We start from the raw sequence: 15,322 nt of genomic DNA on the forward strand, positions 1-15,322 counted from the left end.
CGCTCCCCGTCGGCCTGCTCTGTCGGCGGCGCGGGGAACGGTTCCGCACCAGACGCTACCGCTCGTCCCGGCCCCCGTCCCGTGGGGGAGGTGTGGTGTGCCGGTATCGTTGCTGACGGTCGGCGCGTTCGTAGAGTTCCCCGTATCGGAGTACACGACGCGTTCGTACGACCGTACAAAGCCGCACATCGCACGTACTGCTCACGCGAAAAGAGTCCCCCCGTGGCCCCCGCCGCCCCCGCCGCCCGCATCGTCGTCCTGGTCTCCGGCTCCGGAACGAACCTCCAGGCGCTCCTCGACGCGATCGCCGCCGACCCCGAGGGGTACGGCTCCCGGGTCCGCGTCGTCGCCGTCGGCGCCGACCGCACCGGCATCGCGGGCCTGGAGCGGGCGGAGCGCGCCGGGGTGCCGACGTTCGTCCGCCGGGTGAAGGACTACGCGACGCGTGACGAGTGGGACCGCGCGCTGGCCGAGGCCACGGCCGCGTACGAGCCGGACCTCGTCGTCTCGGCCGGCTTCATGAAGATCGTCGGGAAGGAGTTCCTGGCGCGCTTCGGCGGGCGGACCGTCAACACCCACCCCGCGCTGCTGCCCAGTTTCCCCGGTGCCCACGGAGTGCGGGACGCGCTCGCGTACGGCGCGAAGGTCACCGGATGCACCGTCCACTTCGTCGACGACGGCGTCGACACCGGCCCGATCATCGCCCAGGGCGTGGTCGAGGTGCGGGACACGGACGACGAAGCCGCTCTCCACGAGCGCATCAAGGAAGTCGAGCGCACGCTGCTCGTCGAGGTCGTGGGGCGTCTCGCCCGGCACGGCTACCGCATTGAGGGACGAAAGGTTCATGTCGGTGAATAAGCCCATCCGTCGCGCGTTGATCAGTGTCTACGACAAGACGGGGCTGGAGGAGCTGGCCCGCGGCCTGCACGAGGCGGGCGTCGAGCTGGTCTCCACGGGCTCCACGGCCGCGAAGATCGCCGCCGCCGGCGTCCCGGTCACCAAGGTCGAGGAGCTGACCGGCTTCCCCGAGTGCCTGGACGGCCGCGTCAAGACGCTCCACCCGCGCGTGCACGCGGGGATCCTCGCCGACCTGCGCCTCGACGCGCACCGCGAGCAGCTCGCCGAGCTGGGCGTGGAGCCGTTCGACCTGGTCGTCGTGAACCTGTACCCGTTCGAGGCGACCGTCGCGTCCGGCGCCGCCCCCGACGAGTGCGTCGAGCAGATCGACATCGGCGGCCCCTCCATGGTCCGCGCCGCCGCGAAGAACCACCCGTCCGTCGCGGTCGTCACCTCCCCGGCCCGGTACGGCGACGTCCTCGCCGCCGCCGCGGCCGGCGGCTTCGACCTGGCGGCCCGCAAGCGGCTCGCCGCCGAGGCGTTCCAGCACACCGCCGCGTACGACGTGGCCGTCGCCTCCTGGTTCGCGTCCTCGTACGCCCCGGCCGACGAGTCGGCGTTCCCCGACTTCATGGGCGCCACGTACGCCCGCCAGAGCGTCCTGCGGTACGGCGAGAACCCCCACCAGGGCGCCGCGCTCTACGTCGACGGCAAGGGCGGCCTGGCCGAGGCGGAGCAGCTGCACGGCAAGGAGATGTCCTACAACAACTACACGGACACCGACGCCGCCCGCCGCGCCGCCTACGACCACGCCGAGCCGTGCGTCGCGATCATCAAGCACGCCAACCCGTGCGGCATCGCCGTCGGCGCGGACGTCGCGGAGGCCCACCGCAAGGCCCACGCCTGCGACCCGCTGTCCGCGTTCGGCGGCGTCATCGCCGTCAACCGCCCGGTGTCCGTCGCCATGGCCGAGCAGGTCGCGGAGATCTTCACCGAGGTCATCGTCGCCCCCGACTACGAGGACGGCGCGGTCGAGGTCCTCGCCCGCAAGAAGAACATCCGCGTCCTGCGCTGCCCGGAGGCGCCGTCCGCGCCCGTCGAGGTCAAGCCGATCGACGGCGGCGCGCTCCTCCAGGTCACCGACCGCCTCCAGGCGGAGGGCGACGACCCGGCCGCGTGGACCCTCGCCACCGGCGAGGCCCTGTCCGAGGCGGAGCTGGCCGAGCTGGCCTTCGCCTGGCGCGCCTGCCGCGCCGTCAAGTCGAACGCGATCCTCCTCGCCAAGGACGGCGCCAGCGTCGGCGTCGGCATGGGCCAGGTCAACCGCGTCGACTCCGCCAAGCTGGCCGTCGAGCGGGCCGGCGAGGAGCGGGCGCGCGGCTCGTACGCCGCGTCCGACGCGTTCTTCCCCTTCCCGGACGGCCTGGAGATCCTCACCGCCGCCGGCGTGAAGGCCGTCGTCCAGCCGGGCGGCTCCGTCCGCGACGAGCTGGTCGTCGAGGCCGCGAAGAAGGCGGGCGTGACCATGTACTTCACGGGCACGCGCCACTTCTTCCACTGACCGTCCCGTCACCGACGCACTGGGGCCGCCCGGCACTCACCGGGCGGCCCCGGCCGCGTCGGTACGGCGGCTACGCGAGCGAGTCGACGAACGCGTCCCAGGCGCCGTCCGAGACGACCAGCCCGGGTCGGGCGGGGTCCTTGCTGTCCCGCACGGGAACGAGCCCGGGGAGGCCGTCGGCGACCTCGACGCAGTCCCCGCCCGCCTGGTTGCTGTAGCTGGACTTGCGCCATTCGACGAACGCCCCCCAAGCGCCGTCGGAGACGACGAGGGCGGGGTGGTGGGGGTTCTTGCTGTCGCGTACGGGAACGACGCCGGTGTAGCCGTCAGCGACCTCGACGCACTCGCCGCCCTGCGTGTTGCTGTAGCTGGACTTGCGCCAGGCGGCGGCGCTGAGGTCGGGTCGGGAGACGTGGGTCACGGAAGTCCTCCATTACGGTTCGGATCAGGCGGGCTGAAGCTTGCGGCGACAGTGCCTGAGCCAGCAAGTGATCGAATGCTAGGGCGCATTGGGCGACCTTCCCAGCGTGTTCGATCAGTTCCCCGGAGTGTGAGTTCTCTCGATACGCGACACCTGATCGGTTGTAGAACGACAACACTGTGAGCGAGCCGCCCAGGACGGGATGAGCGCCCTGGTCGTAGGGGAGCACTTGCAGCGTAACGTTGGCCAACGCTTCGGATACAGACAGCAGATGGCCAAGCTGTTCCTGCATCACCGCTCTGCCGCCGATGGGACGCCGGATCACGGACTCGTCGAGGATGACCCACAGTACTGGTGCCCCGTCGTGGTACAGCGTGGCCTGACGGGCAAGTCGTGCTTCCAGTAAGTTCTCCAGTCGGTTGCCAACCGACGGTACGGCCGCAGTCAGCAGCGCCCGCGCATAGGCCCGAGTTTGGAGCAAGCCATGCACGCTGTGCGCCGAATACGTCTGGATCTTGTGCGCCTGCTGCTCCAGGAGCATGTACTTCCGCGCCCAGTCCGGGATCGGTGTGCGTACCACGTGGAGCCACAGGTCCACGAGGTCGCCGTCCGCGTGCAGGAGGCGGTCGAGGGCCTCGACGACCTGCTGCGTCGGGGTCTCCGTACCCAGTTCGAATCGCGCGATCATGCTGTGGGCGATCGGGATCATCGCCCCGAGCTGCCGCTGCGTCAGGCCGGCGCGGTGGCGCAGTTTCCGTAACCTCGCGCCGAAGAGGGCCGAAAGGGACTCGCTCGGATCGAGTGCTTTGGCTGTGGGCATGCCTGTTCCCCGGTTTCCGCTCACCGCGTCGAAAGTCGTTACCCCTGGTGAACGTAGCGCTACCTGCCGATGCTGAGAGTACGGAAGAGCGAAGTGAACCGGAAAGGGGCAACGCGCATGGGAATCGCCGAACGGGAGGCGTCGGCCGAGCGGGTCAGGGAGGCGGAGGAGGCGTGCGACGAGCTGCGCGCCGCACTGTCCGAGGCGGGGATCACGCTGCCGTCGTTGGGCCTGGACTGCGTCTCGCTGGCCGCCGATCCGCCGTACCCGCTCGTGGAGTTGGGGCGGTGCGCGCCGAAGACGGCCCGCCGGCTGGCGGAGGCGCTGTCGGGTGCGGGCCGTACGGCCGCGGACGGCGGCCGCTGATGCCCGGGCTCATGGTGCGGACCCTGGAGGTCACGGGGGACCAGGTGCGGGTGGGAGACGTGATCACGGTGGGCGGGCTGCCACACACGGTGAGCGGCGTACGGCAGGTGCGGCCGGACCGGAGGCGGCTGGAGTTCGAGGACGGCAACGCGTACGTGCTGGGGCGGGGCCGGGCGATCCGGGTGGTGCGGACGTACGCGGAGCGGGGGCATTGACAGGGGACTGCGGTAGTACGGGCGGTACAGGCGTGCGGCGGCACAGCGGTACGGCAGCACGAGCGGCACAGCGGTGCAGCAGTACGGGCGGTACGGCGGCACAGCGATACGGGCGGCACGGCGGCACGGCGAAGGCCGTGGCCCACGCGAGCGGAGCTCGGGGCCACGGCCTTCGTGCGGGACCGGCGGGATCAGTGGCGCGGGCGCTTGAACCAGGCCGCGGTGTCGCCCTTGGCGGCGAACACGATCAGCAGGATCGCGAAGACGATCGTCGCTATGCCGATCGGCATCTGGAAGATGCCGCCGACGATGGCGAACGAACCCCAGACGATCGCGCAGGTGCGGACGGAGCTGCCGCCCTTCGCCCACTTGAGCGCGATGATCAGGCCGAGGGCGGCGAAGATCAGGGCGAAGACGGCGAAGACGGCGACGATGCCCTTGCCGATGTCCGAGGCGATCTCGGTCTCGGTGCTCGACAGGCCCGTGCCGCTCTGGTTCACGGCCTCCTCGACGGCGCCCATCTGGGTGAACGCGTAGACGGCGAAGACGAGCTGGAGGGCGATGACCACCCACACGAAGATGCGGCCCGCCTTGGCGCCGCCGGGCATCTCCATCGGCGGGGCCGGGTAGCCGGCGCCCGCGCCGTACGGCTGGACCGGCGGGGCCTGCGGGTAGCCGTAGCCGGGCTGAGGGGGCTGCTGCTGGCCGTAGGGGTTGTTGGGGTCGCCGAAACTCATGGCGGGGTTCCTCCGTGGGTCGTGCGGGGACGCGCGGTCCGCGCGGAGGAACTGACCGCACCCAAGTACGCGCCGCATCGTCCCCCCGGCACTGCCCGCGGCATTGCGCCGTCATCGTGGTATTGACATCCGCTTCTTGTCCAGTCGATAAGGGAGACCGTTGTGCAGACGCAACCTCTCCGACCTGGGCCGGGGACCCGGAATTGGAAGAGGGCGGGGGTCATCCGCGAGTATGGGCACATGAGCGCCCAGATTCTCGACGGCAAGGCAACGGCCGCAGCGATCAAGTCCGACCTGACCGCCCGGGTGGCGGACCTGAAGGCCAGGGGCATCACGCCGGGGCTCGGAACGCTGCTGGTGGGCGACGACGTCGGCAGCCAGAAGTACGTGGCCGGCAAGCACCGCGACTGCGCCCAGGTGGGCATCGCGTCGATCCAGCGGGAGCTGCCCGCGACGGCGACGCAGGAGGACATCGAGGCGGTGGTCCGCGAGCTGAACGAGGACCCCGCGTGCACCGGCTACATCGTGCAGCTCCCGCTGCCGAAGGGCGTGGACACCAACCGGGTGCTGGAGCTGATGGACCCGGAGAAGGACGCGGACGGCCTGCACCCCATGAACCTGGGGCGGCTGGTGCTCGGCGAGCCCGCGCCGCTGCCCTGCACGCCGGCGGGCATCGTGACGCTGCTGCGGCGGCACGGCGTGGAGATCGCCGGGGCGCACGTGGTGGTCGTGGGGCGCGGCGTGACGATCGGGCGCCCGATGCCGCTGCTGCTGACCCGGCGCTCGGAGAACGCGACGGTGACGCAGTGCCACACGGGTACGCGGGACCTGTCCGCGTACCTGCGGCAGGCCGACATCGTGGTCGCCGCGGCGGGCGTGCCGCACCTGATCAAGCCGGAGGACATCAAGCCGGGCGCGGCCGTGCTGGACGTGGGCGTGAGCCGGGACGAGAGCGGCAGGATCATGGGCGATGTGCACCCGGGCGTGCGCGAGGTGGCCGGCTGGGTCGCCCCGAACCCGGGCGGCGTCGGCCCGATGACGCGCGCGCAGTTGCTGGTGAACGTCGTCGAGGCGGCCGAGCGCGCGGCGCTCTGACACCCGGAGAGGCCCACCCCATGCCGAACGACGGATCCGCCACCGAGGACTCCGCCCCTCCGGGTACGCCCCCTCCCGCCCCGGAGGCGGGCGCCGGGGCGGGCTCGGCCGCCGAGCCGGGTGCCGCGGACGCGGCGGCCGAGCCCGCGGCGGCGGTCACCGCTGCCGCGGGTGCCGGTGCCGGGTCCGCCGAGTCCGGTACCGCCGGGTCCGCCGGTACCGGGGCCGGGTCCGGTGAGGGCGACGGCGTGCCGGCTGCCGCTTCGCGCGAGGTCGGTGCCGATGCCGCCACCGCCGCCGAGGCGCTCGCGACGGCCGGTGCCGCCGTGGCGGGGGCCGTGGCGGTGTCGGGACGTCCGGGGGACGGGCCGGCGAGGGCCAGGGCGTCGTCGGGACGCGGCTCCGCCGAGGGCGGGGCGCCCGGTTCGGTGAACCCCGCTCAGGGAGGCGACGGCGGAGGCGCCGCCCGCAGAAGCACGGCCCGGTCCGGCGCACCCGCCGGCGCCGTGCCGGACACCGGCCCGCAGGACGGCGCGTCCGCGCCGGGCGCCTCGCGGCGTCCGCCCACCGTGACCGAGGGGACCGTCCGGCCCGAAGGGGGCGGGCGGGCCGCCCCCGGCGACGCTCCCGCGCCCGCGCGCCAGTGGCCGCTGCTCACCGTGCTCGGGCTCACCGCGCTCGGGCTGCTGGTCATCGGCACCGACCTGTTCCCGCACGCGCCGCGGATCGGGGCGCTGCTGATCGGCGCCGCGCTGCTGACGGGCGCCGGGCTGCGGCGTGCGCTGCCGTCCGTCGGGATGCTCGCCGTACGGTCCCGGTTCACCGACATGATCACGTACGGGGTGCTGGGCGGCGGCATCGTCCTCTTCGCCCTGATGACCCAGCCCGAACCGTGGCTGGAGATCCCGTTCCTGAAGGAAGTGGTCCGCTTCACCGTGCGGTAGGGGCCGCCGGCCGTCACCGCGTCGGCAGCGGCCTGACCCGCGGTGCCCGGCACGGCGGCCCGGGCGGCGGCACCCGTCCCCTCCCCCGAGTACAGGACGGGCGCCGCACACCAACAGGGTCATGGACGCGCCAAACCCGATCAAGGGGTGCTTTGCCTCTGTGGCACGGAAGTGACCATTCCGGAACTGTGTGAGCACCGGGCCACAACTGGGAAACCGGTTGCCGGAACTGTCATCCTGGGCCCGCGCGTCCCCACGGGCGCGCCGGACGGTCCGGGCGGTCCGGGGCGTTCGGGAACAAGAGGGGGGAGCATGCCTCGCTGGAAGGCGCTGCCGGAGGAACTGGACCCGCGAATAAGGGAGTTCGCCGACACGCTGCGCAGGCTGGTGGACCGGGGCGGGCTGGGGCCCGGCGCGCTCGCGGACCGCACGGGGTACGCCGCGGCCTCGTGGGAGCGGTACCTGGACGGGCGGTCGCCCGCCCCCAAGGGCGCCGTCCTGGCCCTGGCCGAGGCGACCGGCACGGACCCGGTGCACCTGACCACCCTGTGGGAGCTGGCCGAACGCGCCTGGAGCCGCGCGGAGAAGCACCGCGACCGGACCGCGGAGGCCGTCCGTGCCGACCGGACCCGCGCCGTCCCCGGCACTCCGGCCGCCCCGCGCGCGGCGGCCCCGCACGCCCCCGGCGCGAAGGCCGGCGGGCCGCACACCCCCGCGCACGGCGCCCCCGCGCCCGCGCGCACCGACCCCTGGGCCGTCCGCGCCCCCTCGCCCGCGTACGGCGATCCCGCGCTCGCGTACGGCGACCCCAAGCCCGCGCACGGCGATCCCGCGCCCGCGTACGGCGATCCCGGGCCCGTTCGCGCCCCCGTGCCCGCGCACGACACCCCCGCCCGGCGGGCCGGCCGTACCGTCGTCATGTTCTTCGCCGGCGCCCTCGGCACCCTCCTCGTGTTCGCCGCGGCCCTCTTCCTCTCGGGCCTCGGCGAGGAGCGGGTGCCCGAGCCCGCCGCCGGTGCGGCCACCGACCCCGAGCCCGCCGCCACGCCGAGCCTCCCCGTCGGCGTCGGCTGCCACCGCGGGGCCTGCGACGGGCAGGACCCGCACGCCATGGGCTGCGGCGGGTCGTACGGCTCCACCGTCGCGTCCACCATCGTCGGCTCCGCCCTCGTCGAGGTCCGCTACAGCAGCGCGTGCGGCGCCGCCTGGGCCCGCATCAGCCGGGCCGTCCCCGGTGACACCGTCGTGGTCACCGCCGCGGGCGCCACCCGGAGCGCCGCGGCCGACGGCGACGGCGACGCGTACACCCCGATGGTCGTCGTCCCGGCGGGTACCGACGCGGGCGCCTGCGCCACGCTCCGCAGCGGCACGACGGGCTGCACGGCGGTCCCGTGACGGTACGACGGCCACCCGTTCGGGTGAGCTGGACCACAAGGGGGCGGGGGTTCAAGGGGGGCCGGGTCGGATAGCCTGACCGCTGGATATCTCCACGTCGAGAGAGTGCGCGGCGACACCGGGCATCCTCGGCGCGGAAGACGTCCGCCACCCGGGGCAGGGACCCCCACCGCCAGCTGTCTTACGGAGATCGCACATGACCCGCACTCCCGTGAATGTCACCGTCACCGGCGCGGCCGGCCAGATCGGCTACGCGCTGCTGTTCCGCATCGCCTCCGGTCACCTGCTCGGCGCCGACGTGCCGGTCAAGCTGCGCCTCCTGGAGATCCCGCAGGGCCTGAAGGCCGCCGAGGGCACCGCCATGGAGCTCGACGACTGCGCCTTCCCGCTGCTGCGCGGCATCGACATCACCGACGACCCGAACGTCGCCTTCGACGGCGCGAACGTCGCCCTCCTCGTCGGCGCCCGCCCCCGCACCAAGGGCATGGAGCGCGGCGACCTGCTGGAGGCCAACGGCGGCATCTTCAAGCCGCAGGGCAAGGCCATCAACGACCACGCCGCGGACGACATCCGGGTCCTCGTCGTCGGCAACCCGGCCAACACCAACGCCCTCATCGCCCAGGCCGCCGCCCCGGACGTACCGGCCGAGCGCTTCACCGCGATGACCCGCCTCGACCACAACCGCGCGATCTCGCAGCTCGCCGCCAAGACCGGCGCCGCCGTCTCCGACATCAAGCGGCTGACGATCTGGGGCAACCACTCCGCCAAGCAGTACCCGGACATCTTCCACGCCACCGTCGGCGGCAAGAACGCCGCCGAGGTCGTCAACGACGAGAAGTGGCTGGCCGACGAGTTCATCCCGACCGTCGCCAAGCGCGGCGCGGCCATCATCGAGGCCCGTGGCGCCTCCTCCGCCGCCTCCGCCGCGAACGCCGCCATCGACCACGTCCACACGTGGGTCAACGGCACCGCCGAGGGCGACTGGACCTCCATGGGCATCCCGTCCGACGGCTCGTACGGCGTGCCGGAGGGTCTGATCTCCTCCTTCCCGGTCACCTGCAAGGACGGCAAGTACGAGATCGTCCAGGGCCTCGACATCAACGAGTTCTCCCGCACCCGCATCGACGCGTCGGTGAAGGAGCTGGAGGAGGAGCGCGACGCCGTGCGCGGCCTCGGCCTCATCTGATCCACCCGGTACCGCCCGTACCACCAGGAAGCCCCCGGACGGCCTCGCGCCGCCGGGGGCCTACTGCTGCGCGGGCACGGCCGGAAGGTGCCCGGACCGGCGTTCACCGCGCCCGCCGCACGCCGGCCGCTGCCGCCGCGGGTGGTCGGACCGCCCTCCGAGGACGCCGCGCGCGGCGACGCGGACGACCCCGCACGCGTGACGCCCACCACTTTCGCGCATGCTTCTCCCCGCCCCGGGCAGGGGGCCCGGTCGCCGGTCAGGGACGGTCCTGACCACGTAGGGCAGGGAAGGCAGCACGCGAAGTGCCGGAGCACCAACAGAAGAGCATCCACGTGGCGGGGGAGCGGCCAGCAGCCGCTTCCGGAGCCACCCGTGAGGTCCTCGACCCCGCCGACGCCACGGTCCTCGCGGTCGTGGCGGGAGGCGGGGCCGGGGGCGCCGACGCCGAAACCGCCGCGGCACGCGGGGCGTTCGACCGCGGCCGGGGTCCGTGGCCGGCCACTCCGGCCGCCGTACGGGCCGTGAGGGTGCGCGGACTGGACGGGCCGCGCGTCACCGGCGCGTCCGTCTTCCCGACCACGACCGCCGTCAACCCGGTGGTGGCGGTGCCCGGGGTCGGGGAGAAGACCGCCGAGCTGCCGGGCGGTGACGCCTGGTGAACGTCGCCACCACGACACCCGTCTTCGGCGTCCGCGGCCTGTGGAAGGTCTACGGACCGAAGGCCGACCGCGTCCCCCACGACCCCGAACTCGCCGGCCTCACCCCGGCCGACCTGCGTGCCCGCACCGGCTGCACCGCCGCCGTCCGGGACGTGTCCTTCGACGTCCACCAGGGCGAGGTCTTCGTCGTCATGGGCCTGTCCGGCTCCGGCAAGTCCACCCTCGTCCGCTGCCTGACCCGGCTCGTCGAACCGACCTCCGGCACGCTGGAGATCGACGGCGACGACGTGCTCGCCATGGACGGCGGCCGGCTGCGTGAGCTGCGCCGTCGCCGCGCCGCCATGGTCTTCCAGCACTTCGGCCTGCTCCCGCACCGCTCCGTCCTCGACAACGTCGCGTACGGGTTGGAGATCCAGGGTGTCGGCCGCGCCGAACGGCGCGCCAGGGCCGCCGAGTTCGTCGCCAAGGTCGGTCTCGCCGGACTGGAGCACCGCAGGCCCGGCCAGTTGTCCGGCGGTCAGCAGCAGCGCGTCGGGCTCGCCCGCGCCCTCGCCGTCGACCCCCAGGTGCTGCTGTTCGACGAGCCGTTCAGCGCGCTCGACCCGCTGATCCGCCGCGACATGCAGGAGGAGGTCGTCCGGCTCCACCGCGAGGAGGGCCGCACGATGGTCTTCATCACCCACGACCTCGGCGAGGCGCTGCGCGTCGGCGACCGGATCGCCCTCATGCGCGACGGGCGGATCGTCCAGGTGGGCACACCGGAGGAGATCGTCGGCGCCCCCGCCGACGACTACGTACGGGACTTCGTCCGCGACGTGCCGCGCGAACAGGTCGTGACCGTCCGCACGGCCATGCGCCCGGTGCGCGCGGACGACGCGGGGAGCGGGCCGGCGCTGCCGCCCGCCGCGACCGTCTCCGAGGCCATCACGGCCGCCGCCCGCGGCGGTGGCGCCCCGGTCCGCGTCGTCGAGAACGGCCGCTGCCTGGGCGTCGTCGACCCCCAGACCCTGCTGGGCGTCGTCGCGGGGGTCACGCTCCCGGCCGGAAGGGCGGCCGCATGACCTCCACCGCCACCCCGAAACAGGGCCCGGGGAAGAAGCGCCCCACCACCCCCCGCATCCCCCACCCCACCGGCACCGCGACCCCGGGGGAAACCCCCGCCACCCCGGGCGGGACGTCCGCGCCCCTGCGGGAGACGCCCGCCGCCCTGCGGTCGGCGCCCCCGGCGTTCCCGGCGCCCCCGGCCCGCGCGGTCGCCACCGCCGGGACGACGAACGACGGGCCCCCCACGACCGTCGTCCGTCCCCGGGCGCCGCACGGCACCGCCACCCCGCCGCCCATGCCGGGCGGCGGCACCGCGGCGGCCACGCCGGGCGGGGCGGGGCTGACGACCGCCCCGTCCGCATCGCGCTCCGGTCTCCCCGCGTCGGGCGCCGCCGCCCCACCGCCCCCGCCGTCCGCGCCGGACGCCGCCACCCCGTCGGACGGCGGCACCGCGGCGGCCGGGGGGCGCCGGGTTCCGCGGCGGACGGTGCGGACGCTCGGCGGGGTCGCGCTGGTCGCCGTGCTCGGGATCGCCGGAGCCCTGGTGCTCGGGGGCGGCGGGTGGCCGGCGGGGCTGACCGTGGACCTCTCCGCGCCGCTCGACGGGGCCGGCCGGTGGGTCCTCGACAACCGGGACACCCACCCCCTCTTCCTGTACTTCCTCCTCCACCTCTCCAACACCGCCACCGACGCCGTCGACGCCGTGTACCAGGTGCTCGCCGCCATGGGCTGGCCCGGCGTCCTCGCCGCCGGGGTGCTGCTCGCCTGGCGCGCCGCCGGGTCCGGCCGGCGCGGCGCGCGGGTCGCCTGCGTGGCGTTCGGGGCGTTCGCCGCGTGCGGGCTGCTCGGCATGTGGGACGCCACGCTGCTCACCCTCGCCCTGATGGCCGTCGCCGTGGCCGTCGCCGCGCTGCTCGGTGCGCTCATCGGCCTCGCCGCCGGGCTGTCGGACCGCGTGGACCGCGTGGTGCGGCCGGTCCTCGACACGATGCAGGTGCTGCCCGCCTTCGCGTACCTGCTGCCCTTCGTGCTCGTCTTCGGCACGGGCACGCCCGCCGCGCTGTTCTGCACCGTCATCTACGCCGCCCCGCCCATGGCCCGGCTCACCGCGCTCGGCCTGCGCTCCGCCGACCAGGGCGTCCTGGAGGCGGCCGTGTCGCTCGGCGCGAACGGCCGCCAGCGGCTGTGGACCGCGCGACTGCCCCTGGCCCGCCGCCAGATGCTCCTCGGCCTCAACCAGACGATCATGATGGCGCTGTCCATGGTGGTCGTCGCCGCCCTCGTCGGCGCGGGCGGCCTCGGCGAGGAGGTCTACTCGGCGCTGTCCACCGTCGACGTGGGCAAGGCCCTCGCCGCGGGCGTCCCGATCGTGCTGATCGCCGTCTGGCTGGACCGCACGACCGCCGCCGCGGGCGACCACCTGGACGACGCCGCGCAGCGCCGCGGCCTCCTGCACGGCCGGTCCGCGTGGGCGCTCGCCGCCGGAGGCGTCCTGGCCGCCGTGCTCGTCGGTCGCGCGCTCGGCGGCGCCGCCTGGCCGCGCGGCTGGACGTACGACATCTCCACCCCGGTCAACCGGGCACAGGACTGGGTCGTCGACCACCTCTCCACCGGCGTGCCCCTCGTCGGCGGTACCCAGGTCTGGTCGGACGCGTTCACGCTGGGACTGCTCAACCCGCTGCGCGACGGCCTCCAGTGGCTCCCCTGGTGGGCACTGCTGCTGGCCGTCGCCGTCCTGGCCCGGCTGGTCGGCACGTGGGCGACGGCGCTGACCGCGACGGCCGCGCTCGCCGCGACCGGTGTGCTCGGCGTGTGGACGAAGTCCCTCGACACGCTCTCCCAGGTCGTCGCCGCCCTCGCCGTCACTCTCGTCGTCGGCGTGCTCACCGGCGTGGCGTGCGCCCGGCTGCGGTGGGTCGAGCGCTGGCTGCGGCCGGTGCTGGACACGCTCCAGACGATGCCGCAGTTCGTGTACCTGATCCCGGTCGTCGCCCTGTTCGGCGTCAGCCGCGCGGCGGCGATCACCGCGGCGGTCGTGTACGCGCTGCCCGCCGTCGTCCGCATCACCGCGCAGGGCGTGCGCGAGGTCGACCCGGCGGCGCTGGAGGCGGCCCGTTCGATGGGCGCCTCCACCCGGCAGCAGCTCTTCCAGGTGCAGCTCCCGCTGGCCCGCCCGGCGCTCGGGCTCGCCGTCAACCAGGGCGTCGTGCTGGTCCTCGCCGTGGTCGTCGTCGGCGGCCTCGTCGGTGGCGGAGCGCTCGGCTACGACGTGGTGAAGGGCCTGTCACAGGGCGACATGGGCACCGGTGTGACCGCCGGTCTCGCGATCGTCTGCCTCGGTCTGGTCCTCGACCGGATCACGCAGCCCGCCGCGTGCGAGCCCCGGCCCTGACCGCCGCCCGCCTCCCCGCACCCCCCACCAGGAGCACCCCCATGCCCACCGCCGACCCCGCGCACCACACCCGCCCCGCCCGTACTGCCCGTACCGTCCGTACTGCCGGACCCGCCCGCCCCGCCCGCGCCCGCCGTGCCGTCCGCACCGCGACCGCGGTCGCCGCCGCCCTCGGCGTCCTCGCGCTCAGCGCGTGCGGCGCCGCCGAGACCGGCAAGTCCCAGCGGGCGGGCACCACCGACAGGACCGTCGTCCTGACCGTCCCCTCCTGGGTCGGCGCCCAGGCCAACACGGCCGTCGCCGAGTACCTCCTGGAGAACGAGCTCGGCTACGACGTCAAGACGCAGCAACTGGGCGGGATCCTCGCCTGGGACGCTCTGTCCAGGGGCGACATCGACGCGGTCCTGGAGGACTGGGGCCACCCCGAGGAGGAGAAGCGGTACGTCGAGGAGAAGAAGACCGTCGCCAGGGGCGGAGACCTCGGCGTGACCGGGCACATCGGCTGGTACGTCCCGAAGTACTTCGCCGACGCCCACCCGGACGTGACGGACTGGAAGAACCTCGACAAGTACGCCGAGGAGCTCGCGACCGCCGAGAGCGGCGGCAAGGGCCAGATCCTGGAGGGCTCGCCCGACTACGTCACCCACGACGAGGCGATCATCAGGAACCTGGGGCTGGACCTCAAGCCCACCTACGCGGGCTCCGAGGCGGCGCAGATCACCGCCATCAGGAAGTACGCCCAGGAGAAGAAGCCGTTCCTCACCTACTGGTGGACCCCGCAGTGGCTGAACGAGCAGGTCGACCTCGTCGAGGTGAAGCTGCCCCCGCACGAGGAGGGCTGCGACGCCGACCCGGAGGAGGTCGCCTGCGGCTACCCGCGGACGCCGCTGCGGAAGTTCCTCAACGCCGACTTCGCGAAGAACGGCGGTGAGGCCGCCGAGTTCCTGAAGAACTTCACGTGGACCACCGAGCAGCAGAACGAGGTCGCCCAGATGATCGCCGACCGGAAGCTGACCCCGGAGGCGGCGGCCGAGAAGTGGGTCCGGGCCAACGAGGCCACCTGGAGGACCTGGCTCCCCGGGTGACCCGCGGGGCGGCCCCGGCGTCAGGCCGCCCACTCCTCCGCGAGCAGGCCGAGGACCACCTCGTCGACGAAGCGGCCGTGCACCCAGGCGGAGCGCCGCAGGGTCCCCTCGACGGTGAACCCGGCCCGCTCCGCGGCCGCGATCATCGGGACGTTGTCGGCGAGGGCCTCGATCTGGAGCCGCCACATCCCGCGCACGGCGAACCCGTACGTGCACAGCACGCGGACCGCGTCCGTCGCCAGCCCGCGACCCCGGAAGGCGGGGCGGAGCGAGATCCCCAGGTGGGCGAGCCGGTTGTGGGGGTCGATGCCCCACAGCAGGGCCTCGCCCGCCAGCTCGCCCGACGCCAGCTCCACCACCGAGAAGGGCACCCGGGTCTCCCCGGTCCCCGGGCCCGCGTACGGGGAGTCCGCCGAGCCCACCGGGATCGGCACCCAGGGCTTGGAGCTGGCGCCGGACCGGGTCACCACGTCGTCGTACAACTCCGCGTGGAGCACCGGCCCGTCGTCGTCGTGCCGGGCCCGCAGCCCGGCCTTCTCGCCTCGCAGCACCCTCCCTTGCT

General features: G+C 74.1%; 16 protein-coding genes. 12 read left to right on the plus strand and 4 right to left on the minus strand.

From position 1 onward, the window contains the following. Positions 1-222 precede the first annotated feature (222 nt). Together purN and purH are read left to right on the plus strand one after the other, a co-directional pair. The gene (gene purN / locus AC07D6_RS07235) at positions 223-858 is read left to right on the plus strand and encodes a phosphoribosylglycinamide formyltransferase (protein ID WP_479042708.1); all 636 of its coding nucleotides are present in this window, start codon (positions 223-225) and stop codon (positions 856-858) included. After that, positions 845-2,398, plus strand: a complete 1,554-nt coding sequence (gene purH / locus AC07D6_RS07240; RefSeq protein ID WP_315878338.1) for a bifunctional phosphoribosylaminoimidazolecarboxamide formyltransferase/IMP cyclohydrolase — start codon at positions 845-847, stop codon at positions 2,396-2,398. The genes purN and purH overlap by 14 nt, the downstream gene beginning before the upstream one ends. A gap of 70 nt (positions 2,399-2,468) precedes the next feature. On the opposite strand, the gene AC07D6_RS07245 is transcribed toward purH, so the two are convergent. Both AC07D6_RS07245 and AC07D6_RS07250 read right to left on the minus strand, forming a co-directional pair. Then, positions 2,469-2,819: a DUF397 domain-containing protein gene (locus AC07D6_RS07245; protein ID WP_479042711.1), complete on the minus strand. Its 351-nt coding sequence runs from the start codon at positions 2,817-2,819 to the stop codon at positions 2,469-2,471. Beyond that, positions 2,725-3,639, minus strand: coding sequence for a helix-turn-helix domain-containing protein (locus tag AC07D6_RS07250; protein WP_479042714.1), 915 nt, complete (start codon positions 3,637-3,639; stop codon positions 2,725-2,727). Before AC07D6_RS07250 ends, AC07D6_RS07245 begins: the two co-directional genes overlap by 95 nt. A gap of 117 nt (positions 3,640-3,756) precedes the next feature. On the opposite strand from AC07D6_RS07250, the gene AC07D6_RS07255 reads away from it, so the two are divergent. After that, positions 3,757-4,005 (plus strand): hypothetical protein, encoded by a 249-nt coding sequence (locus AC07D6_RS07255; protein WP_479042717.1) that lies wholly within the window; start codon positions 3,757-3,759, stop codon positions 4,003-4,005. A gap of 11 nt (positions 4,006-4,016) precedes the next feature. Further along, positions 4,017-4,220: a hypothetical protein gene (locus AC07D6_RS07260; RefSeq protein WP_479042719.1), complete on the plus strand. Its 204-nt coding sequence runs from the start codon at positions 4,017-4,019 to the stop codon at positions 4,218-4,220. Between the two features lie 191 nt (positions 4,221-4,411). Here the strand turns inward: AC07D6_RS07260 and AC07D6_RS07265 are convergent, their stop codons facing one another. Next, positions 4,412-4,957 carry a hypothetical protein gene (locus AC07D6_RS07265; protein ID WP_315878332.1) on the minus strand — a complete coding sequence of 182 codons (546 nt, stop codon included), beginning with the start codon at positions 4,955-4,957 and terminating at the stop codon, positions 4,412-4,414. A gap of 240 nt (positions 4,958-5,197) precedes the next feature. Here AC07D6_RS07265 and AC07D6_RS07270 point away from each other — a divergent pair, with 240 nt between their 5' ends. From AC07D6_RS07270 to AC07D6_RS07305, 8 genes are all read left to right on the plus strand, one after another. Next, on the plus strand, positions 5,198-6,052 hold the full coding sequence (locus AC07D6_RS07270) for a bifunctional methylenetetrahydrofolate dehydrogenase/methenyltetrahydrofolate cyclohydrolase (protein ID WP_315878331.1): 855 nt from the start codon (positions 5,198-5,200) through the stop codon (positions 6,050-6,052). A gap of 20 nt (positions 6,053-6,072) precedes the next feature. Next, positions 6,073-6,996, plus strand: a complete 924-nt coding sequence (locus tag AC07D6_RS07275) for a DUF3017 domain-containing protein (RefSeq protein WP_479042723.1) — start codon at positions 6,073-6,075, stop codon at positions 6,994-6,996. A 312-nt stretch (positions 6,997-7,308) separates the two neighbouring features. Next, positions 7,309-8,391 carry a helix-turn-helix domain-containing protein gene (locus tag AC07D6_RS07280; protein WP_479042726.1) on the plus strand — a complete coding sequence of 361 codons (1,083 nt, stop codon included), beginning with the start codon at positions 7,309-7,311 and terminating at the stop codon, positions 8,389-8,391. A 196-nt stretch (positions 8,392-8,587) separates the two neighbouring features. Next, entirely contained in the window at positions 8,588-9,577 is a 990-nt protein-coding gene (locus AC07D6_RS07285) for a malate dehydrogenase (protein WP_479042729.1), read from the plus strand. Positions 9,578-9,882: 305 nt separating this feature from the next. Next, on the plus strand, positions 9,883-10,239 hold the full coding sequence (locus tag AC07D6_RS07290) for a hypothetical protein (RefSeq protein ID WP_479042731.1): 357 nt from the start codon (positions 9,883-9,885) through the stop codon (positions 10,237-10,239). After that, positions 10,236-11,300 carry a quaternary amine ABC transporter ATP-binding protein gene (locus AC07D6_RS07295; RefSeq protein WP_479042733.1) on the plus strand — a complete coding sequence of 355 codons (1,065 nt, stop codon included), beginning with the start codon at positions 10,236-10,238 and terminating at the stop codon, positions 11,298-11,300. Before AC07D6_RS07290 ends, AC07D6_RS07295 begins: the two co-directional genes overlap by 4 nt. Further along, a complete protein-coding gene (locus AC07D6_RS07300) occupies positions 11,297-13,675 on the plus strand; it encodes an ABC transporter permease (RefSeq protein WP_479042736.1) in 2,379 nt (792 codons plus the stop codon). Before AC07D6_RS07295 ends, AC07D6_RS07300 begins: the two co-directional genes overlap by 4 nt. A 41-nt stretch (positions 13,676-13,716) precedes the next feature. Further along, a complete protein-coding gene (locus AC07D6_RS07305; protein ID WP_479042738.1) occupies positions 13,717-14,760 on the plus strand; it encodes an ABC transporter substrate-binding protein in 1,044 nt (347 codons plus the stop codon). A gap of 20 nt (positions 14,761-14,780) precedes the next feature. Here the strand turns inward: AC07D6_RS07305 and AC07D6_RS07310 are convergent, their stop codons facing one another. Beyond that, positions 14,781-15,311 (minus strand): GNAT family N-acetyltransferase, encoded by a 531-nt coding sequence (locus AC07D6_RS07310; RefSeq protein WP_479042740.1) that lies wholly within the window; start codon positions 15,309-15,311, stop codon positions 14,781-14,783. Positions 15,312-15,322 lie beyond the last annotated feature (11 nt).

The sequence above is a fragment of the Streptomyces sp. NPDC045287 genome, assembly GCF_056432325.1.